This window comes from Crossiella sp. CA-258035, from assembly GCF_030064675.1.
In the GTDB taxonomy this organism is placed as follows: domain Bacteria; phylum Actinomycetota; class Actinomycetes; order Mycobacteriales; family Pseudonocardiaceae; genus Crossiella.
Window position 1 is genome coordinate 948903 of sequence record NZ_CP116413.1, and the last position, 21426, is coordinate 970328.

19 protein-coding genes and 1 tRNA gene are annotated in these 21426 nt (G+C 71.4%); 9 read left to right on the forward strand and 11 right to left on the reverse strand.

Annotated features, from left to right (window positions below):
* Positions 1-123: 123 nt before the first annotated feature.
* Positions 124-1281: an acyl-CoA dehydrogenase gene (locus tag N8J89_RS04615; protein WP_283663110.1), complete on the forward strand. Its 1158-nt coding sequence runs from the start codon at positions 124-126 to the stop codon at positions 1279-1281.
* On the opposite strand, the gene N8J89_RS04620 is transcribed toward N8J89_RS04615, so the two are convergent.
* From N8J89_RS04620 to N8J89_RS04630, 3 genes are all read right to left on the reverse strand, one after another.
* Entirely contained in the window at positions 1271-1792 is a 522-nt protein-coding gene (locus N8J89_RS04620; protein WP_283663111.1) for an SMI1/KNR4 family protein, read from the reverse strand. The genes N8J89_RS04615 and N8J89_RS04620 overlap by 11 nt on opposite strands.
* Complete coding sequence (locus N8J89_RS04625; RefSeq protein ID WP_283663112.1) at positions 1789-2457, reverse strand: response regulator; 669 nt, start codon at positions 2455-2457, stop codon at positions 1789-1791. The genes N8J89_RS04620 and N8J89_RS04625 overlap by 4 nt, the downstream gene beginning before the upstream one ends.
* 318 nt (positions 2458-2775) lie before the next feature.
* Positions 2776-3843 (reverse strand): sensor histidine kinase, encoded by a 1068-nt coding sequence (locus N8J89_RS04630; RefSeq protein ID WP_283663113.1) that lies wholly within the window; start codon positions 3841-3843, stop codon positions 2776-2778.
* Between the two features lie 133 nt (positions 3844-3976).
* On the opposite strand from N8J89_RS04630, the gene N8J89_RS04635 reads away from it, so the two are divergent.
* The 3 genes from N8J89_RS04635 to N8J89_RS04645 all read left to right on the forward strand — a co-directional run bounded on the left by N8J89_RS04635 (position 3977) and on the right by N8J89_RS04645 (position 5871).
* Positions 3977-4672, forward strand: coding sequence for a hypothetical protein (locus N8J89_RS04635; protein ID WP_283663114.1), 696 nt, complete (start codon positions 3977-3979; stop codon positions 4670-4672).
* A gap of 249 nt (positions 4673-4921) precedes the next feature.
* Positions 4922-5350, forward strand: a complete 429-nt coding sequence (locus N8J89_RS04640; protein ID WP_283663115.1) for a DoxX family protein — start codon at positions 4922-4924, stop codon at positions 5348-5350.
* Between the two features lie 104 nt (positions 5351-5454).
* Positions 5455-5871, forward strand: a complete 417-nt coding sequence (locus tag N8J89_RS04645) for a DoxX family protein (protein ID WP_283663116.1) — start codon at positions 5455-5457, stop codon at positions 5869-5871.
* Here the strand turns inward: N8J89_RS04645 and N8J89_RS04650 are convergent.
* The 3 genes from N8J89_RS04650 to N8J89_RS04660 are packed head-to-tail and all read right to left on the reverse strand — an operon-like array spanning position 5868 to position 9866.
* Positions 5868-6572, reverse strand: a complete 705-nt coding sequence (locus N8J89_RS04650) for a TIGR03089 family protein (protein ID WP_283663117.1) — start codon at positions 6570-6572, stop codon at positions 5868-5870. The genes N8J89_RS04645 and N8J89_RS04650 overlap by 4 nt on opposite strands.
* A 12-nt stretch (positions 6573-6584) precedes the next feature.
* Positions 6585-8138 (reverse strand): LCP family protein, encoded by a 1554-nt coding sequence (locus N8J89_RS04655; protein ID WP_283663118.1) that lies wholly within the window; start codon positions 8136-8138, stop codon positions 6585-6587.
* A 45-nt stretch (positions 8139-8183) separates the two neighbouring features.
* A complete protein-coding gene (locus tag N8J89_RS04660; RefSeq protein ID WP_283663119.1) occupies positions 8184-9866 on the reverse strand; it encodes an LCP family protein in 1683 nt (560 codons plus the stop codon).
* A 169-nt stretch (positions 9867-10035) separates the two neighbouring features.
* Here N8J89_RS04660 and rfbB point away from each other — a divergent pair, with 169 nt between their 5' ends.
* From rfbB to N8J89_RS04675, 3 genes are all read left to right on the forward strand, one after another.
* Positions 10036-11028: a dTDP-glucose 4,6-dehydratase gene (rfbB, locus tag N8J89_RS04665; protein WP_283663120.1), complete on the forward strand. Its 993-nt coding sequence runs from the start codon at positions 10036-10038 to the stop codon at positions 11026-11028.
* Positions 11029-11032: 4 nt separating this feature from the next.
* Positions 11033-11950: a dTDP-4-dehydrorhamnose reductase gene (gene rfbD, locus N8J89_RS04670; RefSeq protein WP_283663121.1), complete on the forward strand. Its 918-nt coding sequence runs from the start codon at positions 11033-11035 to the stop codon at positions 11948-11950.
* A gap of 115 nt (positions 11951-12065) precedes the next feature.
* Positions 12066-12716 carry a hypothetical protein gene (locus tag N8J89_RS04675; RefSeq protein WP_283663122.1) on the forward strand — a complete coding sequence of 217 codons (651 nt, stop codon included), beginning with the start codon at positions 12066-12068 and terminating at the stop codon, positions 12714-12716.
* A gap of 52 nt (positions 12717-12768) precedes the next feature.
* On the opposite strand, the gene N8J89_RS04680 is transcribed toward N8J89_RS04675, so the two are convergent.
* Positions 12769-13131 (reverse strand): beta/alpha barrel domain-containing protein, encoded by a 363-nt coding sequence (locus tag N8J89_RS04680; protein ID WP_283663123.1) that lies wholly within the window; start codon positions 13129-13131, stop codon positions 12769-12771.
* 127 nt (positions 13132-13258) lie between these two features.
* Here N8J89_RS04680 and N8J89_RS04685 point away from each other — a divergent pair, with 127 nt between their 5' ends.
* Both N8J89_RS04685 and N8J89_RS04690 read left to right on the forward strand, forming a co-directional pair.
* Positions 13259-13903, forward strand: coding sequence for a GntR family transcriptional regulator (locus N8J89_RS04685; RefSeq protein WP_283663124.1), 645 nt, complete (start codon positions 13259-13261; stop codon positions 13901-13903).
* A 103-nt stretch (positions 13904-14006) separates the two neighbouring features.
* Complete coding sequence (locus N8J89_RS04690; protein WP_283663125.1) at positions 14007-15986, forward strand: hydantoinase/oxoprolinase family protein; 1980 nt, start codon at positions 14007-14009, stop codon at positions 15984-15986.
* A 214-nt stretch (positions 15987-16200) separates the two neighbouring features.
* Here the strand turns inward: N8J89_RS04690 and N8J89_RS04695 are convergent.
* The 4 genes from N8J89_RS04695 to N8J89_RS04710 all read right to left on the reverse strand — a co-directional run bounded on the left by N8J89_RS04695 (position 16201) and on the right by N8J89_RS04710 (position 21389).
* Positions 16201-16274, reverse strand: a tRNA-Glu gene (locus N8J89_RS04695).
* A gap of 24 nt (positions 16275-16298) precedes the next feature.
* Positions 16299-17660, reverse strand: a complete 1362-nt coding sequence (locus N8J89_RS04700; protein WP_283663126.1) for a hypothetical protein — start codon at positions 17658-17660, stop codon at positions 16299-16301.
* A gap of 115 nt (positions 17661-17775) precedes the next feature.
* On the reverse strand, positions 17776-18861 hold the full coding sequence (locus N8J89_RS04705) for a glycosyltransferase family 4 protein (RefSeq protein ID WP_283663127.1): 1086 nt from the start codon (positions 18859-18861) through the stop codon (positions 17776-17778).
* A 14-nt stretch (positions 18862-18875) separates the two neighbouring features.
* Positions 18876-21389, reverse strand: a complete 2514-nt coding sequence (locus N8J89_RS04710; RefSeq protein ID WP_283663128.1) for a glycosyltransferase — start codon at positions 21387-21389, stop codon at positions 18876-18878.
* Between the last annotated feature and the right edge of the window lie 37 nt (positions 21390-21426).

Consider the following 21426-nt stretch of genomic DNA (forward strand, 5'->3'; position numbering starts at 1 on the left):
AACTGAGTGATCAGCGGATGCTGCAATTTTGCTTGCAACCGAGTGTGCGAGGGCACAGGGCGCGGTGGGTGAACGGGGGTTAACATGCTCGACAGCGACGCTGCTACTCGGAGGTAACTTACCGTGGACTCGAGCTTCGGCACCTACCAGCTGGCCGAGGAGCATGACGCGCTCCGCGAAGCGGTGCGGGCATTGGCGGACAAGGAGATCGCGCCGTACGCGGCCGAGGTGGACGAGAACGAGCGCTACCCGGTCGAGGCGCACGATGCCCTGGTGAAGGCCGGTTTCGCCGCCGTGCATGTGCCGGAGGCCTACCAGGGCCAGGGCGCGGACTCGGTCGCCACCTGCATCGTGATCGAAGAGGTGGCCCGCGCCTGCGCCTCCTCCTCGCTGATCCCCGCGGTGAACAAGCTCGGCACCATGCCGATCCTGCTCTCCGCCTCCGAGGAGCTCAAGCAGCAGGTCATGCCCAGCATCGCCTCCGGTGAGGCGGGCGCCAGCTACGCGCTGAGCGAGCGGGAAGCGGGCTCGGACGCCGCGTCCATGCGCACCCGCGCCCGCCTGGAGGGCGACAGCTGGGTGCTCAACGGCACCAAGTGCTGGATCACCAACGCGGCCAAGTCCACCTGGTTCACCGTGATGGCGGTGACCGACCCGGACAAGGGCGCCAACGGCATCTCCGCCTTCGTGGTGCACAAGGACGACCCCGGTTTCGAGGTCGGCCCGAAGGAGCGCAAGCTCGGCATCAAGGGCTCGCCCACCAACGAGATCTACTTCACCGACTGCGTCATCCCCGCGGACCGGATCATCGGCGAGCCCGGCACCGGCTTCAAGACCGCCCTGCGCACCCTGGACCACACCCGCCCCACCATCGGCGCCCAGGCCGTCGGCATCGCCCAGGGCGCGCTGGACGCGGCACTGGGATATGTCAAGGAGCGCAAGCAGTTCGGCAAGGCCATCAGCGACTTCCAGGGCGTGCAGTTCATGCTCGCCGACATGGCGATGAAAGTCGAAGCGGCCCGCCACATGGTCTACGTCGCCGCCGCCCGCGCCGAACGCGGCGAACCCAACCTGGGCTTCATCTCCGCCGCCGCCAAGTGCTTCGCCAGCGACGTCGCCATGGAGGTCACCACCGACGCGGTGCAGCTCTTCGGCGGCGCGGGCTACACCAGGGACTTCCCGGTGGAGCGGATGATGCGCGACGCCAAGATCACCCAGATCTACGAGGGCACCAACCAGATCCAGCGGGTCGTCATGTCCCGGGCACTGCTCAAGGGCTGAAGCGCGCGGCGAGTCCGGCCAGCCAGGTCAGGTACCAGTCGCGGAAGTCGGCCTCGGGCGCGATGCCCTGGTCGCAGCCGAGCAGGTCCTGCCAGACCTGGCCGCTCGCCGGGCCGGTGACCACCAGGCGGTGATAGTAGCCGCAGCCGCACTCGGCGATCTCCATCGTGCCGTCGAACCAGCGGGCTGGGTCGTCATCGGGGCCGGGTCGCCACTGCCTGGTGTGCGGGAAGGGTGTGGCCAGGTCGGCGTCGTGACTGTCGGCGGCGTCCAGGCGGTGCAGGCCGTAGCCGGGGCCCGCGCCGCCGTTGCCGACCTGGAGCAGGAAGTCGCGGTAGTCCGCGGGCAGGGCGATGCCGTGCCGGCGCTCGAAGGCGGTCACCTCGGCCGCGGACAGCACCCGGTTGAGCCGGTACCGGTGCTCCTCGCTGCCGAACTCGGCGAACTCCCGGTCGCGGGCTGCCACCGCGGCCAGCGTGGCGCGGATGGCCTCGGCGTCCCAGTCGCTCATCCGCGCACCCTGACCAGTCCGTGCTCGTAGGCGATGATCACCAGCTGGGCGCGGTCGCGCGCGTGCAACTTGGCCAGCAGGCGGCCGACGTAGGTCTTCACCGTGGCCAGGCTCAGGCGCAGCTGGGTCGCGATCTCGTCGTTGGACAGGCCCCGGCCGACCAGGGTGAGGACCTCGCGCTCCCGGTCGGTGACGCCGGTGAGGGGACGCGGCTCGAGCCGGGGGTGGGCGGGACCGGGCTGGCGGGTGAACTCCTCGATCAGGCGGCGGGTGACGGTGGGGGCGAGCAGGGACTCGCCCGCGGCGATGACGTTGATGGCCTGCAGCAGCTCGCCGGGCGGGGTGTCCTTGAGCAGGAAGCCGGAGGCGCCGGCGCGCAGGGCGGCGAAGACGGCCGAGTCGTCGTCGAACATGGTGAGCACCAGCACCCGGACCTCTGGCGCCTCGGTGCGCAGCCTGCTGGTGGCCTCGATGCCGTCCAGGACCGGCATGCGGACGTCCATCAGCACCACGTCCGGGCGCAGTTCGACCGCGAGCCGGACCGCCTCCGCGCCGTTGGCGGCCTCGGCGACCACGGACAGGCCGGGGGCGGTTTCCAGCAGCACCCGGAAACTGCCGCGGAGCAGGGCCTGGTCGTCGGCGACCAGGACGCGGATGTTGGTCATGGGCGGGGCCAGCGGTGGGGTCGGGTGGCGTGCGGGCGGCCGCCGCTGGCCGGGGGCGGCGGGCAGGGTGAGGACGTGCGGTGCGGTCGGGTGGCGTGCGGGCGGCCGCCACCGGCCCGGGTCGATGGGCAGGCTTGGGACCTGCGGTGCGGTCGGGTGGCGTGCGGGCGGCCGCCACCGGCCCGGGTCGACGGGCAGGCTTGGGACCGGCGACGGGGTCGGGTGGCGTCCGGGCGGGGGCCGCTGTCACGAGCGTGCAGGTGGGGCTGGGTCATTCGGGCCGCCGGTGGGGCAGGTGGCGTGCGCGGCGGGGGTGGGTCATGAAGGTCGCTTTCGGGGCAGGGTGGCGTGCAGGTGGAAGCCGCCGTCCGGGGCGGGGCCTGCGTGGAAGTCGCCTTCGTACAGGGCCACTCGCTCCCGGATGCCGGTGAGGCCGTGGCCGCCGGGGCGGGGGTCGCCGCCGGGGCCATTGTCGGTCACCTCGATCGTCACCGCCTCGTCGGTGCCGGTCACCCGCACCTGACAGGTCGCGGGGGCCGCGTGGCGGATCACGTTGGTCACCGCCTCCTGGACGATGCGCAGCACGGTGAGCCGCAATGCTTCCGGCAGGTCGTCCAGCCGGACGGTGGCCTCGATCTGGACGCCGGCCTCGCGGGCGCCGGCGAACAGCTCGTCCAGGTCCGGGGGCTGGAGGTCGTCGGTGCGCAGGACGCTGAGCAGGCGGCGGGTTTCGGCCAGGGCTTCCTTGCTGGTGGTCTCGATGACGCGCAGGGCGGCTCTGGTCTCCTCCGGCCTGGTCTCGGCGACGAAGTTGGCCACCGCGGCCTTGACCGCGATCAGGCCCATGCCGTGGGCCACCACGTCGTGCAGTTCGCGGGCGATGCGTAATCGCTCGTCCAGGCGGATCTGCCGGGCCTGCTGGGCCGCCAGGTCGGCCGCCTGGGTCCGGCGCTCGCGGAGCAGTTCGCCGGTGAGCCAGGCCAGCAGCGCGAACACCGCCGCGACCGGGGCGAAGGCCCAGCCTGCCGGTAACCACAGGGCGCCGACGGCGGCCGCGGTCAGGCACAGGGCCAGCGCTGTGACCGACTCGCGGCGCGGGCGCAGCGTGGTGGCGGTGTAGAGGACCAGGGCGACCGTGACGAACGGGTCCCACAGCGTGCCGCTGAGCGCGACCGCCACCGCGAGCGCGAGCATGGTTCGCGGCCAGAGCCTGCGCAGGGCCACCGCCGTGCCTGCCAGCAGTGCGGCCGCGGTGGCCAGCACCATGGTCGGCACCTCGTTGGACTGGGCCAGCCAGAGGTTCCCGGCCACCGCGAAGTTCGCGATGGCCAGCAGCAGTCCGGTCAGGACGTCCAGGAGGACCAGGTGTCGGCGTGGGGTGAGCACGGGAGTGACGCTAGCCCGGTCGCGGCGGGTTGGGATCAGACCAGGGTGGATCAGACCCAGGTAGGACTCCGGGGTGCGGAGTGTCCATTGTGGTCCGATGTGCCGGGGCGGGCTGGGCGGCAGGCTGGAAGCCATGACCGCGCAACCATTTCCCGGCCGTTGGCTCGGCGGGGCCAGCCTGGTCCTCGGACCGCTGCTGCTGCTCGCCGCCGTGTTCACCCGGCACGGCACCTACTTCTTCTTCCCGGCCCAGCTGGCCGGTTACGCCGCCGATCCGGTGCGGATGACCGTGTCCTACGGCCTGTTCGCGGTGGGCATGGTGCTGCTGTTGCCTGCCGTGCTCGTACTGGCCGCCCGGGCGGGCGGGGTGTGGGCCGGGCTGGGCGCGAGCCTGGTGCTGCTCGGCCTGTTCGCCCGGATCTTCCACGCGGGGGTGGACTACCTGGCCTTCCGGCTGGTCGACGGGCAGGGCGCGGAGGCGGCCGCCGCGGTCGTCGGCGCCGCGTACCCGGTGCCGCACGTGTTCACCTTCGCCTCGTTCGCGGTGGTGCTCGGCTGGCCGGTACTCGCGTTCGGGGTCTATCGCGCCGGGGTGCTCGGGCCGGTGCGGGCGGTCGCGCTGGCGGCGATGACCGCGTTACCGGTGGGAGTGCTCAAGGGGGCCACCATCTCCTCGATGGTCGCGGTGGTGGCGTTGTCCGTGGCGCTGGTCCCGCTCGGGGTGAGGGTGCTGCGCGCCGGGCCGCGGCCGAGCCGTCGGCAGTGGTTCACCTTCGCCGGGGGCGCGGTCGCGGTGGTGGGGCTCGGCCTGCTCTCGTTGCACGGCTGACCGCTGGAATTCACCGCTGAGTTTCATCGCGCACCAGTTGTGGCAATCGAGGTGTTCGTTGCGACACAATGATTTCCCTGAACGTGGGATGACCTGACGGACACTCCCTCCTTTCGTAGGGGGTTTCCTGTCTGTTTCCTGTTGGAAAGCGCGTTCCGATGGTCTGGTTCCAACTTGAATCAGTAGCTTCTTCTGTACTGGGGAACTCCGGCGCTGACGGCGGCGCCGGATCTGGAAGGAGTCAAGTCAATGCAGCCACTTCGGGATCTCACCCTGTTACTGGGGCGGGTCGTCGTCGGCGTGGTCTTCATCTACCACGGCTGGCAGAAGCTCGTCACCAACGGGATCGAGGGTGTGGCCGCCGGCTTCGGGAAGATTGGCATCCCGCTGCCCACGGTGTCCGCGTGGTTCGCCTCGCTGGTCGAACTGGTCGGTGGCGCGGCCTTCATCATCGGTATCGGTCTGCCGCTGGTCGGTGTGCTGTTCGCGGTCGTGATGGCAGGTGCCGGGTTCTTCGTGCACTTCAGCAAGGGCTTCGGCCTGCCCGGTGGTTACGAGTACGTGCTGACCCTGCTGGCGGCGGGTCTGGCGTTCGGCTTCAACGGCGGCCGGTACTCCCTGGACGCGGTCCTCGGGATCGGTCAACCGAAACGCGAACGAGCGACCGTCGGCGCCTGATTGCCTGCGCAACCGAAACCCGCTGACGCATCCGCGTTCACTCGCTCGTGTGACGGGGAACTCCGGTAGCCGGAACTCCCCTCTTCGAGCGAAGGAGCCTGACGATGGTGCGCTCAGCGGGTTTCGCGTTGCTGCTCGGCCGTATCGCGGTCGGCCTGGTGTTCATCCTCAACGGCTGGCACAAGCTGATGGTCGCCGGGATGGACGCGACCGTGGCCAACTTCAGCAAGGCCGGCTACCCGGTACCTGAGTTCATGGCCTGGTTCACCGCGCTGGTCGAGCTGATCGGCGGCGCGCTGTTCATCCTGGGTGTGGCGCTGCCGCTGATCGGCGTGCTGCTGGCGATCGTCTCGGTGCTCGGCATCCTGTTCGTCACGGCCAAGAACGGGTTCTGGATCCACAACGGCGGCTACGAGTACCAGCTGGTGCTGGCCTGCACCTCGCTGGCGCTGGGCTTCGCCGGCGGCGAGGTCGGCGTCGGCAGCTACTACCGCCGACGCCGCCATCCCGTTGCCGCCTAACGAAGTTCGCGGGTGATCCGCTCGGTGTCCTTGCGGGCGGCGAGCTTGCTCTCGTCCAGGTGCACGCACTGGACCAGCGAGCCGCCGCCCGCCAGCACCGCGAGCAACCCGTCCAGCACGCCCGCGCCGGTGTTCCAGTCCACAGTGGACAGAACGCGGTCCTCGGGGCCGAAACCGAGTTCGGCCGCGCGCTTGGCCGCCAGGTCCAGAAGTTCGTCCACAGTGGACTCTCCGAGGGCGGGCGTGTCGCCGGGCACCTCGTCGTAGGGCAGGAAGTCGTCCCCGTGCACGCGGGCCTCGGAGATGTAGTCCAGCACCCCGGGCGGGGTGTCGCCGAGACCCCGGCCCATCGGGTCCAGCGAGGCCGCCGCCACCGTGCGCGCGCCGGGCGCGTCCCCGCCGGGACCGGTGAAGCAGACCTCGGTGCCAGCCGGGTCGAACCGCACGCTCGCCCCGCACCACCAGGAGCCCAGCAGCACCCCGACGGTCTGCCAGTGCGTCGGCAGCAGCACCCCGACCGGGGTGCCCGCCTCCACGTCCAGCTCGTCGCGCAGCCAGTTCGCGGTCTTGCTGGCCCAGTTGGCCATGGTGGCCCTGGACAGCTCGATCCGGACGCCGGTCGCGTCGTCGTAGTAGGTGATCAGCGGCCGCGCCGGGTCGGCACGCAGCAGCGGGCGGAACAGCTTCTCGGTGATGCTCATGGTGCCAATCCCTCAGTACACGCAGCGGACACCGTTGGCGGTGATCGGTTCGTCCGCCTCCACCGGCTGCCGCCGGGCGGGCTCGCCGACCGCTCCATCCAAACGCACCTGCCCCGGCCCGCCCAACCGCGCAGGTGGCGAGGTCGACGGCGGCGGCTCCGGCTTGGTCAGCCCGGCCACGAACGAGCGGACCTGTTCCCGGTCCACGGTGACGATGCTTTGGCCGCGGTCGTTGCGGGCGCCCACGCCGGTGACCGGGATGGTGCGGAACTCCACGTTGCCGCCTGCCAGGCCCTGCATCTGCTGGGCGAAGCGCAGCGGGTCCCAGCCCGCGTCCATCACGATCGACTTCTTCGCCGCCTCCATCAGCGCGCCCAGCTTGCCCGGGTTGGTCAGCGTGCCGGAGGAGAGGATCTTGTTCACCACCGAGGCCATGAACACCTGCTGGCGCACGATGCGGTCCAGGTCGCTGCGCGGCAACCCGTTGCGCTGCCGGACGAAGGCCAGCGCGTCACCGCCGGAGATGGTCTGCGGCCCGGCCCGGAAGCTGGCCCCGGAGTCCGGGTCGCTGGTGGAGCGGCGCAGGCACACGTCCACCCCGCCGACCGCCTCGGTGAGCAGGTAGAAGCCGTAGAGGTTGACCTCGGCGTAGTGGTCGATGCGCAGCCCGGTCAGCTCCTGCACGGTCTGCGCCAGCGCCAGCCGCCCGCCCTGGTGCGACTCCTTGTCCAGCCGCGCGTGGTCGCGCACACCCTCGGCCTTGAGCTGGTCGATCCGCCGGTTCTTGCCCCTGGCGTAGGCGGAGTTGATCTTCTCCTCGCCGATGCCGGGCACCGTGGTGTAGGTGTCGCGCGGGATGGAGATGGCGGTGGCCCTGCGGCCGTCGTCAGGCACCCGCAGCACGATGATGGTGTCGGTGTTCACCCCGCCGTCGTTGGCCTCGGTGCGCAGCTTCTTCAACAGCCCGGCGGGCAATGGATTGCCCTCGGCGTCGGTGCGGCTGTCGCTGCCCACCAGCAGGATGTCGGTGGCCCCGTCCTTGGCCTCCGGCGCGTTCGGCGCCTGGCCGAGCTCGGTGATCAGGTCGGTGGTGGTGACGTTGTCCTCGATCCGCGACACCGTGGCCCAGCTGATCCCGGTCGCGGTGAGCACCGCCACCGAGAGCAGCGCGGCGACGGTGCGCGCCGAGACCAGTCCCGCGGTCTTCCACCGGCTGCGGCGCCGGGGCGCGGCGGGCGGCTCGGCGCCGTCCAGCGGGGCCCACTTCGGTTGCGGCCCAACGGCTGCCGCGGCCAGACCGGTCGCGTCGCCGTCGCGCGGGTCGTCATCGGCCGGGGTCTCGTCGCGCGCTTCGGCGGCCCGCTCGGCCACTTCGGCGTCGGTGGCGTGCCCGGCGACCTCGGCACCGTCGCTCGCCTCGGCGGCCCGCCCGGCTGCCGACGCGTCGTCCTCCTGCTGCTCGTGCTCGGCGGCCCGCCCGGCCGCCGTGGTGTCCGCTTCGGTTTCCCTGTCCCCGGCCGACGCTCGCGCGCCGTCCTGGTTCGGACGTGGTCCTTGCTCCTCCACGTCCCCGCCTCCCTGTTGAACGTGCTGATTTCCCCCGTCGCCAGCCTAGTTCACGCAGGTGACACCCTCGGCCGTGATCGGCTCATTGCCCGGTGCGGCGGCTGGGCCGACCGAGTCCACCCCATCGAGTGATACGGGGCCGGTGGCGGCCAGGCCGTTCCTGCCGGGGCCCTTGTAGTCCTTGCCGAGGTAGACCTCCACGGTGCCCGCGACCACCTTCGAGTTCTCCTCCGCCGCAACCCCGCCCAGCGCGGCGGCGACCTTGTCCCCGTTGGCCTTCTCGCCCTTGGCGTAGCGCACCACGGTCTTCGCCCTGGCCGGCGCGTTGTCGCTCTTGCCCTTGGGGAATCCCTTGGCCGCCAACGCGTCCTGCACCTTGGTGGCCAGGCCGGTGGTGGTCGTGGTGTTGAACACGTCCACCTTGACCGCCGTGGTGTCAGGGCCGCTGCCGCCGGTGCTGGAGGGGGTGGTGGTGCTGGGTGGCGCGGCCGGGCCGCCGGTGATCAGCTGCTTGGCGAACTCCTTGACCTTCGCCGGGTTGACGCTGAACACGTCCTGCCCGTCCGGGCTCTTGATCGAGTCGCCCACCGGCATGGTCTCGAAGCTGATCCGGCCGCCCGCCATGCCCTGCATCTGCTGGGCGAAGGCGATCACGTCCCAGTGCTGGTCCAGCACGATCGACTTCTTCAGCGCCTCGATCAAGTTGGTCAGCTTGGTGCTGTCGGTCAGCGTGCCGCCGGAGAGGATCTTCTTTGCCAGGCCGGCCATGAACACCTGCTGGCGCACCACCCGGTCCAGGTCGCTGCGCGGCAGGCCGTAGCGCTGACGGACGAAGGCCAGCGCGTCGCCGCCGGAGATGGTCTGCGGGCCTGCCTTGAAGTTCGCGCCGGACTTCTCGTCCTTGGTGGCCTTGTTCAGGCACACGTCCACGCCGCCGACGGCTTTGGTGATCTCGTAGAAGCCGAGCAGGTTCACCTCGGCGTAGTGGTCGATGTCCACCCCCGAGAGGTTCTCCAGGGTCTTGATCAGCACCTTGGAGCCCGCGGTGTTGGCCTCGCGCTCCTGCTCCGGCTTGCTCTTGCCGGAGTTGCGCAGCTGTTTGAGCGCGGCGTTGCGGCCGAAGGCGTAGGCGGAGTTGACCTTGTTCTTGCCGTGGCCGGGCACCTCGACGTAGGAGTCGCGCGGGAAGGACATCGCGCTGGCCTTGCTGCCGTCGTTGGGGATGCGGATCAGGATCAGCGAGTCGGTGAGGTGGCCCTCGTTGTCGCCGGCGCGCAGCTCCTGGAGCATCGCCTTGGGCAGCGGGTTGCCCTGCGCGTCCACCCGGGAGTCGTTGCCCACCAGCAGGATGTCGGTGGCGCCGTCGGCCGCGGTGCCGGTCCGCTTCTCGATCACGTCGTTCTTGGTGAGCCCGTCCTGCAGGTCGCCGAGCTTGCCGTAGGCGAACCCGGCGACCAGCAGCACGGTGGCCGAGGTGATCGCGACCACGGTCTTGGCCGCGCGCAGCGCCTGCCGCTTGCCCTGTGCCTGGGCGGAGAGCTTCGGGGCTGCCTTGGCGGGGTCAGCCGGGCGGGATCTGGCCTGTTCCCGCGGTGCCGGACGGCCGCCTCCCTGACGTGCCGCACCCGGTTCCGGGGCTGGACGTCTCCGGTCGCCCTGGCTGGCAGGCGGCGCGGGGCGGCGGGGGCGGCCATAAGGGTCGCCGGGCCGCTGGGGCCGGTCGTCCAACTCCGTTCTCCTCCCGGTTGAATCGCACCAGATTATCGGTGGTGCGGCGCCCCGTTCGCCGGTCGCCGACATAACGTGGACGCATCAGACAGTTTCCTGGTTGCTACTCGTGACAGACTGCGACCGGATTGGCGCCAGATCGCGCGGCAGGGTTTTGGGGAGGATACGGATGAAGGTTCTGGTCACAGGCGGTGCCGGGTTCATCGGCTCCCACTACGTGCGCCAGCTGCTCGGCGGCGCGTACCCGGCGTTCGCCGAGGCGGAGGTGACCGTGCTGGACAAGCTGACCTACGCGGGCACCAGGACCAACCTCGCGCCGGTGGCGGAGGACCCCCGGCTGACCTTCGTCGAAGGTGACATCTGCGACCCCGAGCTGGTGCGCAAGCTCATGTCCGGCCAGGACGTGGTGGTGCACTTCGCGGCCGAGTCGCACGTGGACCGGTCCATCCTGGGCGCGGCCGACTTCGTGCTGACCAACGTGCTGGGCACGCAGACCCTGTTGCAGGGCGCGCTGGAGGCCAACGTCGGCCGGTTCGTGCACGTCAGCACGGACGAGGTGTACGGCTCCATCGAGACCGGCTCCTGGACCGAGGAGCACATCCTGGAGCCCAACTCGCCGTACTCGGCCTCCAAGGCCAGCTCGGACCTGCTGGCCCGCTCCTACTTCCGCACGCACGGCCTGCCGGTCTGCGTCACCAGGTGCTCGAACAACTACGGTCCGTACCAGTTCCCGGAGAAGGTCATCCCGCTGTTCGTGACCAATCTCATCGACGGCAAGAAGGTGCCGCTCTACGGCGACGGCCTCAACGTGCGCGACTGGCTGCACGTGGACGACCACTGCCGCGGCATCCAGCTGGTCGCCGAGGGCGGGCGCGCGGGTGAGATCTACAACATCGGCGGCGGCACCGAGCTGACCAACAAGGAGCTGACCGGCCTGCTGCTGGAGGCCACCGGCACCGACTGGGACAGTGTGACTCCGGTCACCGACCGCAAGGGCCACGACCGCCGCTACTCGGTGGACATCACCAAGATCAGCACCGAGCTGGGCTACGCGCCGCAGGTGCCCTTCGCCGACGGCCTGGCCCAGACCGTGGCCTGGTACCGGGACAACCGCGCCTGGTGGGAGCCGCTCAAGCAGCGCGCCGAACTGGCCAAGGGCTGAGCCGGTGCCCGGACTCGGACTGCTCGTCACCGGCGGCCGCGGCCAGCTCGGTCACGACCTGGCCAGGCTTGCCTCCACAAAGGACAGTTGGCTGGTGCACGCGCCCGGCTCGGCCGAGCTGGACGTCAGCGAGCCGGACGCGGTCGAGGACGCGGTGCACGGGATCGCTTGCGGGGCAAGGGACACCGGGCTGCGGCCGGTGGTGATCAGCGCGGGCGCCTACACCGCGGTGGACGCCGCCGAGACCGACGAGGACCGCGCGCTGGCGATCAACGGCACCGGCCCCGGCCTGCTCGCGAAGGCTTGTGCGGCAAGGGATGTGCCGCTGATCCACCTCTCCACCGACTACGTCTTCCCCGGCGACAGCACCCGGCCGTACGAGCCCAGCGACGCCACCGGCCCGCGGTCGGCCTACGGGCGGACCAAGCTGGCCGGTGAGCGGGCGGTGCTGGAGTCCGGCGCCCAGGGCTGGGTGGTGCGCACCCAGTGGGTCTACGGCGAGACCGGCAAGAACTTCGTGCGCACCATGGTCCGGCTGGAGTCCAGCCGGGACACCGTGTCCGTGGTGGACGACCAGGTGGGCTGCCCGACCTGGACCGCGGACCTGGCCGCCGGACTGCTCCGGCTGGCCGAGCTGGCGGTCGGCCCGAACCCGCCGGAGCAGCGGCTGCTGCACTGCGCGGGCGGCGGGGAGACCAGCTGGTACCGCTTCACCCAGGCCATCTTCGAGGAGCTGGGCGCGGATCCGGCGCGGGTGAAACCGTGCACCTCGGCGGAGTTCCCCAGCCCGGTCAAGCGCCCGCCGTACTCGGTGCTGTCGCCGAAGTCCTGGGAGTCGGCAGGTCTGACGCCGCTGCGGCCGTGGCGCGAGGCGCTGGCCGCGGCCTTCGCCGAACGCGGCGAGCAGTTCCGCACCCCCTGACCTCCGTACGACACCCGTCGTACGCCGGGCGTACGGCGGGTGTTGTGGCCGGGTCGGGGGAGTGGTCGGGGATGGGCCGGATGTCCCGGGGCCCCGGCGCGATGACGCTGGGAGCATGGCGAAATCGGGCGCGCAGCGAGCGCGGAACCTGTTGGTGTGGCTGCACGTGCTCAGTTCGGTGGGCTGGCTGGCGCTGGCCTTGACCCTGTGCGTGCTGATCAGCTACGGCATCGGCGCGGAGCCGGGGCTGCGGCTGGCCGCCTTCCGGATGGCAGAGGTGCTCGACGTCCAGCTGTTGCAGATCCTCGGCGAGACCTCGGCCTTCACCGGGTTCATGCTCTCCGCGCTGACCCCGTGGGGCTACTTCCGGCACTGGTGGGTGCTGACCAAGTTCGTGATCACGTTGGCGCAGCTCTACGTCGGCATCTTCATCCTCAGCGGCAACCTGCACGAGTCGGTGCGCGCGGCGGAGTCCGGCGGGACCGGGCCCGCGGTGTGGCTGGCGGTGGCCTCGGCGCTGATGGCGGGCGGATTCGCCTTCCAGGCCTGGCTTTCGGTGGCCAAGCCGGGCAAGCGGTCGCCGTGGACCCCGCCCGGCAAGCTGCCCTCGGCTCCGGTCGCACACGTCTACGCGGCCAGCGCGGTGCCGGTGCTGGCCTTCGCGCTGGGGCTGTTCCTGCCCTGGGTGACGCCGCTGCTGATGCTGGGCGTGGTGCTCTGGTACTCGGCGCGGCGCGGGGTCAAGCTGCGCGTGGCGGCTGGCTGAGCCCACAAGGGGCCCGACCGGCGCCCCTGGGGGTCAGGCGCCGGCCGGGCGGTCAGAGGGTCGGCGGGAACGTTCCCGCGCGGCCGAGCAGCGCGGGCGCGGGCCTGCCGAGGCGCTGGGCGAGCCAGCCAGCCGTGTCGGTCACCGCGATCATGTCCACACCGGTGCTCATACCCATCCGCTCCAAGGCGTAAACCACATCTTCGGTGGCGATGTTGCCGGCCGCGCCAGGGGCGAACCGGCAGCCGCCGAAGCCACCGGTGGAGACGTCCAGCACCCGCACCCCGGCCTTGGTCACCTCGGCCAGCTCGGCCAGGCATTCCACCAGCTCGACGGTGTCCACCACGGACAGCGCGAGACCGCCGCCCGCCAGTTCGTCCCTCGGGGCGACCTCGACCAGCTCAACAGCGTGCAAGGACGGCTCCATGTATACAAAGTGGAAGTTCGAGCGGAGCATCCAGGCGCTGGCAACTTGTGTCAAGTTGCCGCATCGCTCTAGTTTGCATACAAAATGATGCAGCTTGCATTTCGGAGCGTGACCGGTGGCGCTGGCGGCGGAGAAGGCGTACCAGACCCTGCGCGCGGGCATCCTGGACGGCACCTACGAGCCGACCGAACGCCTCGGCGAGGTGGACCTGGCCGAGGGCCTCGGCCTGTCCCGCACCCCGGTGCGGGAGGCGTTGCGGCGGCTGGAGGTCGAGGGCCTGGTCGAGCTGGAGCCGCACCGGGGCGCGCGGGTGGCCCAGTGGACCCGAGCGGACGTGGAGGAGCTCTACGACCTGCGGATGCTGCTGGAGTCCTTCCTGGCCAGGCGCGCCGCCAGCCGGATCAGCCAGGTCGCGCTGGCCAGGCTGGCCCAGCTGCGCGACACGATGGCGGCCACCGCGGCGCCGGGGCCGGGGCAGGACCTGGCGCGGGTGGCCGAGGCGAACTGCGAGTTCCACGCCATCATCGGCGCGGCCGCGGCCAGTCCCCGGGTGCTCACCATGCTGACCACGGTGATCGAGATGCCGTTGGTGCTGCGCACCTTCCACCGCTACCAGCCCGCGGAGCTGGCCCGCAGCCTGTCCCACCACCGCGAACTGGTGGACGCGCTGACCGAGGGCGATCCGGACTGGGCGGAGGCGGTGATGCGCGCGCACGTGCTGGCCGCCAAGCGGGTGCTGCTGCGGGCGCATACCAGGTAGACCGGTTGGGCCTGGCGGCGGAAGTCCGCGCGCGGCACGCGCGTAGGGTCATCTAGTGTCCTGGGACAAGGACGGCGACAGGGTGGGGCACAAGGAGAACTCGGTGGGGGGCTTTCGGCTCGGGGTCGACGTCGGGGACACGTTCACCGACGTCCTGCTGGTCGACGAGCGCACCGGCGCGGCCTTCCGGGCCAAGACCCCGACCACGCCGCACAACCTCGCGGTGGCCGTGCTCAACGGCATCAGGGACACCTGCCGCGCGGCAGGGGCAGACCCCAAGCTGATCAACCACGTGCTGCACGGCGGATCCGTGGCCAGCAACGCCATCCTGCAGGGCAGCGGCGCGCGGGTGGGGCTGGTCACCACCAGCGGCTTCCGCCAGGTGCTGCAACTGGCCCGCAGCTACGCGGCCGAACCGCTGGCCAGGCCGGAGGACACGGTCGAGGTGGTCGAGCGGATCGGCGCGGACGGCGTGGTGGTGGTGCCGCTGGACACCGGCGCGGCCCGGATCGCGTTGCGCCGCCTGCGCGCGGCCAGGGTGGAGGCGCTGACCATCTCGCTGCTCAACGCCGGGGCGAACGACCGGCACGAGCGGCTGCTGGGCAGGCTGGCCGCCGAGGAGCTGCCAGGGGTGCCGGTCTCGCTGTCCGCGCACGTGATCGCCGAGCCGCGGGAGTACGAGCGCACGGTCTCCGCGGTGGTCAACAGCTACCTGCGCCCCCAGGCCACCAGGGTGGTCCGCGACCTGGAGGCCGCGCTGGCCTCGGCCGGGATCACCGCCCGGATCTCGGTGCTGCGCAACGACGGCCGCGCCACCGCGGCCGGCCACGCCGCGGAACGCCCGATCGCCGCGCTGTCCTCCGGCCGCGCGGGCGGCCTGCGCGGAGCCACCCACTTCGCCGGACTGGCCGGGTACACCGACTTCCTCAGCCTGGACCTGGGCGGCAGCTCCGCCGACGTCGCACTGGTGCAGAACGGACGACCGCGGATCGACCGCCAGACCGCCGTCGGCGACCTCACCGTGCGCTCCACCGGGGTCGACGTGCATACGGTTGCACTCGGCGGCTGCTCGCTGGTCCGGGTGTCCAAGAGCACCATGGAACTGCGCATCGGCCCGGCCTCCGCCGGCGCCCGCCCTGGCCCGATCTCCTACCGCAACGGCGGCACCAAACCCACCGTCACCGACGTCAACCTGGCCCTGGGCTACCTGCCAGAAGCCATCGCGGGCGGCCGCATCCGCCTGGACCCCGAAGGCGGCCGCAAGGCAGTGGCGGCCCTCGCCGACGCCCTGGCCCTGCCCAGCCCCGAGCGCGCCGCGGGCGAGGTCCTGGCCATGGTCAACGACAAGCTCTTCCGCGCCCTCCGCCTGGTCAGCGTCCGCAACGGCCACGACCCCAAGGACTTCCCCCTGGTCGTCTTCGGCGGCGCGGGCCCCCTGCACGCCAACGCCCTGGCCCGCATCACCGGCACCTGGCCGGTCATCGTGCCCCCGTCCCCCGGCACCCTGGCCGCCCACGGCCTGGCCACCACCGAACCCAGCGAAGAGGTAGTAGCCGCCCCCGGCCTAACCGGCATCGGCCCAGCCCGCCTCCGCGCGGTCCTGGCCGACCTCCTCACCTCCGCAGCCGACCGCCTGGCCACCAGGGGAGTCCCAAGAGACCGCCTCTGCGCCCAAGCGGACATCACCCTCCGCCACCCCAGCGGCCGCACCACAGACCTACTGACAGACCTGGGCGAATCAGTGCTCGCAGCGGCAGACCCGCGATCCGCCCTGGGCATCGCCCCAGACGCGGAGATCGTGGAACTCCGGGTGATCGTCCGCGGCCCCCGCCCACCCCTGCTCACCCACGAGCCCCTGCCAGGCAGGAAAAAACCGATCCCAGACGCCCTGCTCCGCACCAAGAAGATCATGGTCGACGCCACCCTGGTAGCAGCAGACGTCTACGACCGAGCAAAGCTGTTGGCAGGCAACGTGATCAGCGGCCCAGCCCTGATCGTAGAACCAGACTCAACAACCCTCGTCCAACCAGACCACGCCGCCACAGTCCACCCCAGCGGCTGCCTACTGATCAACCCGGAGTAACGGTCCGCGACCAGAAACCCAGCGACAACTTCTTGCGAAGAGGCGTGGCGCGCCAGCGACACGGCGGGCTCTTGACCCAGCGGTGGGGTTGATTTTTTCGCGTCGCCTTGTCGTGCGTCCGACGCATCCGAAGCTTGCTTCGCGTGCGGCGGATGCACGACGAGGCGACTCAAGAGCGAAAAAATCCCGCGTGCGGAGCACGCCAATGTGCCAGCCTCGCTGACCGGGCTCGAACCGGTGACTACTCGGTCCTGAGAGCCGAGCGCTCTACCACTGAGCTACAGCGAGTCGAACATCCACAGTCGCACAGCCCTACTCGGCCGCGCCAGGTTTTCGCCCGATCGGCCGCCCGCTGAAGAACCCGGACCGCCGCAGCACCTGCGCCCAGGCCGGATCCGCGATGCTCACCCCGTGCACCAGCTCCGGCGTCGGCGCGAACTCGGCCACGTCGCCGACCGGCCGGGGCGCGGTCCAGCCGGAGAGCCGCGGGTCCAGTCCGACCCTCGCGCAGACCTCCTCGACCTTGGCCCGCCCACATTCCACGTGCCCGTCCAGCACGTCCCACGGCAGCGGCAGCCCGGCCCACACCGCGGTGTCGGGGGACAGCTCAGCCCCCGCCGCGTGCCACTGCACCAGGTCGGCGGCCATCAGCCGCATGGCCTTGCCGGGGCAGGCGATGTCCAGCAGGCGTTCGGTGCCGGTGGCGGCCAGGCAGGACAGCCAGGCGGCGCGGGCGGCGTTGTAGCCCTGGGCGAGCAGGTTCCAGGTGCTGGAGTCGTTGCCTCTGCGCACAACCATCCGCACGCGGTCAAAACCGCCGGTGCGCCACATCCGTCCCAGCAGGGTGGCCGCCTGGTGCATCACCGCGGACCAGCGGCCGAGCAGCTCGCCGCGCTGGGCGTCGTCGAGTCGTTCCAGCACCTCCTGGCTGGGCAGGACGAGCGCGATCATCGCCCAGTCGGTGTCCGCGCCGCCGCGTTCGCAGCGGGCCAGCAGCGCGTCGGCGATCTGGTCGAACGGGTTGGCCCGGCCGGACAGGGAGAACTCGCGGCGCAGGTTGCGGCGGGCGGTGTAGTAGGCGATGAAGCAGGCCGCGTTCTCATCGGCGCGGAAGCGGTCGAAGTCCAGTTGGCCGGCGAAACCGGAGCGGCCCAGCATCACCAGCCGCCGTTTGAACTGCTCGTGTTCCAGCTGCTTGGCCTTGGCGGCCAGCCGGTGCAGCGCCCGCCAGCGCCGGTTGTACTGCCGCGCGGTCAGCTCCATCCCGGCCCGCTGCCGTTCCTGCCGGTCCAGCCGGTGGGCCAGGAAGTCAGCCCGGTCGGTGTGCCAGCCGATGGCCTCGCCGAGGGAGTTGGCCACCGCGCGCAGCGCCTGCGGGTCGTCCGGGTTCACCGCGGGTGGTCTGTCCAGGCCGAAAACCTTTGCCGCGCAAGCGAGCTGGGCGGTGCCGCCGACCGGGCGGGCGAAGTCCTCCGGCATCGAGGAGAAGTAGCCGTTGCCGCGTCCCTTGGCCGCGGCGACCCCGAGCAGCGCGGCCTCCTCGGCGCTCAGCCGGGGGCCGAGCGCCTGGAGCACCAGTTCGGCGACGTCCTCGGGCCGGCGCCGCTCGTCGAGGGAGGCGTGCAGCTCCTTGAGCGCCGACTCGGCTTCCTCGCCTGGGGTCATGGTCTCCATGCTGGCAGCATCCCGCCCCGCTCACGAGGACTTTCCCGTGCGCGGAACGCGTTTGGAGCAACGGGTTACTCCGTCGTGACAACCCTGTCACACACCCGTTTGACGGGCTCCGGACTCAGCGCCCGGCGGCCTGCCGGTAGGCCGCCACGGTCTCCTCCGCGCAGCGCCGCCAGGTGAACTCCGAGGCGTGCGCCCGGCGCTTGGCCAGCGTGTCCGAGGCCACCCCATCGTCCATTGTGGACGACAGCGCGACGGTGAGCGCCTCCACGTCGCCGACCGGCACCAGGGTGGCCAGGCCGCCGGCCACCTCGCGCAGTGCGGGCACGTCCGAGCACACCACCGGCACGCCGCAGGCCATCGCCTCCAGCACCGGCAGACCGAAGCCCTCGTCCCGGGAGGGCAGCACCAGCAGTGCGGCCCCGGCCACCACCCGGCGCAGGTCCAGCTCGGAGAGGTAGCCGGTGCGGATCACCCGGTTGGTCCCGCCGATGTGGTCGGTGCCGGGCCCGACCAGCACCAGCGGCGGCAGCTCCGGATCGGCGGCGTGCGCGGCGACCAGGCTGGCCAGGCCCTTGCGCGGGCCATCGGCGCCGACGAAGAGCAGGTACTCCGCGGGCAGGCCGAGGCGGCGGCGCAGGTTCTCACTCGGCGCCCTGGCCACGAACCAGGCCGGGTCCACGCCGAGCGGGGTGACCCGGATCCGCTCCCGGGGCACGCCCAGCCGCTCGGTCACCGTCTCGGCCACCGCCCGGGTCGGCGTGCACACCACGTCGGCGCGCTTGGCCGAGCGGCGGACCAGCTCCGGCAGGTCCACCTCGGAGGACGGGATCTCCTCCGGCGCGTCCAGGAAGGCCAGGTCGTGCACGGTGAGCACGCTGCCGGCCCGCAGTGAGGGCGGCAGCACGAAGTTGGTCGCGTGCACCACGTCGGTGAACCCGGCGAAGACCTCGATCGGCGGCAGCGGCGAGCGCAGCCAGGCCGCGCGCAGCAGCCGCGCGGGCACCGGCAGGCCGCGGGCGCGCACCCCGTGCGGCACGGCCGAGCGCAGCGCCCGCCAGCCGCGCAGGGTGAAGGCCACCGCGCGAACGTCCACAGTGGACATCGAGGCGAGCTCCTCGGCCAGTGCGGCGGTGTACCGGCCGACGCCGGTCCGGTCCCCGAGCAGCGGGTTGCCGTCCAGCAGCACCCGGAGCGGCTTCACGTCAGCGTTTCCTCTCACTGGCTCTTCTCGTCCCCGCCGCGCAGCCGGTCCTTGGCCAGCCGCGCCAGTCGCCCACCGGCCCTGCGGGCCACCTCGCCCGCGCCACCGGCGTTGAGGTACTCCCGGAACAGGCCGAGGTCCCGGCGCAGCTTCTGCCCGGAGTTCAGCGGCGGCGTCCTGGTCAGCGGCGCGCTGGCGGAGAGCCGGTCGGCGGCCGGGCGCGGGTTGCGGCAGAACTCCACCAGCGGCGCCAGCGCGTTCTCCCAGGTGAACTCCTCGCGCACACCGGCGATCCGCTCCCGGCAGGCCGCGGCGAACTCGGTGTCGTAGAGCACCAGGTCCAGCGCCTCGGCCAGCTCTTCGGGGTCCTCGGCAGGCACGACCAGGCCGAGGCCCTCGGCGCGCACCAGGTCGGCGAAGGCGTCGCCGTCGGTGGTCACGATCGGCAGCCCGGCCCACAGGTAGTCCAGCACCCTGGTGCGGAAGGCGAAGGTGGTTTCCACGTGCTCGAAGTGCGTGGTGACCCCGCAGTCGGCGTCCATCAGGAAGTTCTGCCGCTGGTGGTAGGGCACCCAGCTCTCGTTGAAGAACACGTGCCGGTTGACCAGGCCGAGCTGGTGGGCCAGCCGCCGGGTGTCCGCGGTGATGCCCATCTCCGGCACGTCCGGGTTGGGGTGGCGCATGCCGAGGAAGAACAGCCGCAGGTCATCCCGCTTGTGCCGCAACAGCTCCACCGACTGGATCAGGGTCAGCGGGTCGAACCAGCTGTACACGCCACCGGCCCAGAGCACCACCTTGTCGGTCTCGCCGATGTTGGGCGCCACCCCCCGGATGCCGCGGCCGGTGCGCTCCGGCGGCTTGCCCGGCAGGCCGAAGGGGGCCACCGCGAGCAGGGACTGCACGGTCGGATCGGCGTCGTAGAGCGAGGGGGTGAGGCGGCCCAGCGCCATCAGGTTGCCCAGCCAGAAGTGCCGCTGGCGTTCGGAGGCGCACAGGAAGAAGTCGCCGCGCTGGAGCTGGTTGTTGAGCACCTTGGTGACGCCGACGACGTCCTTGGCCCGCCGCTCGTCGTCGCTGTCCTTGCTCTGCTCCAGCAGCTCCAGGTGCATCGGGTCGTAGACGTCGCAGACCACGATCTTGGTGGAGTCCTTGCGCTTCAACGAGGGCACCAGCTCCAGCACATGGCCCTGCAGCACCACCACGTCGGCCCACTCCACGTGCTGCGGCAGATCCCGTTGCGGCGCCTGCACAACCGCGAACGGCGCGGCGGGCGGGGCGAAGCTCTTGTTGATGCTGACCAGCCGCACCTCGTGCTCGGCGGAGAGGGTCAGCGCCATGTTCCAGGCCCGGATCGCCGGTCCGGCCATCCGCTCGGCCACCACGTCGCCGGTGATCACCAGGATCCGCCGTGGCCGCCCGAACACCTCGTCCAGCCCGAAGGCCTTGACCAGCACCTCGTGCGCGGCCAGGTAGCGCGGCAGCGGGTAGGCGGGCTCCATCGCCTTGCGCATCAACGGGAGCAGGTCGTGGTCGGTGACCACCCGCGCCGCCTGCTCGGCCGCCCGGGAGGTCCCGAGCGAGGGCAGCAGCTCGACGAACTGGTCGATGGCCAGGAAACCGGCCAGCGTCTCCCTGGAGATCTGCACCGGGGCGTCGTCCTCGGCCCGGTCGGCCGGTCGCCTGGTGATCTCCAGCTGGGTCGGGTCCAGCTCGCCCCGGGCGGTGGCGCGGCGCACGGACAGCGCGAGCGCGGCGGGCAGCACCTTGGCCAGCGAGGCGTCGGAGAGGTTCTTGTAGAGCATGGCGAGCGCGTTGCGCTCCAGCAGGTAGTACTCGCGGGCGGGGTGCACGCCGGACATCGAGGCGTGGTGCCGGTGGTAGGTCAGCGAGGCCGGTTCGTAGCGCACCCGCCAGCCGCGCAGGTTGAGCCGCCAGCCGAGGTCGACGTCCTCGTAGAACATGAAGAAGCGCTCGTCGAAGCCGTGCAGCGCGCGGAACAGCTTGGCCCGCACGAACATCGCGGACCCGGTGCCGAAGAGCACGTCCCTGGGCGCGTCGTGGCTGCCGTCGTCCGGCTCGCCGGCGTGCCGCTTGTAGCCCATGCCGAACCAGGTGAGCCCGCCGTCGACGAAGTCGATGGCCGTGCCCTCCCAGTCGAGCACCTTGCTGGCCACCGCGCCCACGGTCGGGTCGGCGCGCAGCACCTGCACCGCCGCGCGCACCCACTGCGGGTCGGGCCGGGCGTCGTTGTTGAGGAAGGCCAGCACCTCGCCGTGCGAGTGCTCGACGCCGAGGTTGCAGCCCCCGGCGAAGCCCAGGTTGCCCGGCGCCCGGACCAGCATGACGCCCTCGACCTCGGCCTCGATCCGCTCGGCGGAACCGTCGCCGGAGGCGTTGTCCACGCAGATCAGTTGCAGGCGGTCAGCCGGGTAGTCCAGCTGTTCGCGCAACGCCCGCAGGCAGGTGATGGTGTCCTCGGCGCCGCGGTAGTTGACCACCACCACCGACACCAGGGGCAGCTCCGCCACGTCCTGACTCCTCCCCGCAGACCGCTCGACCGGGCTA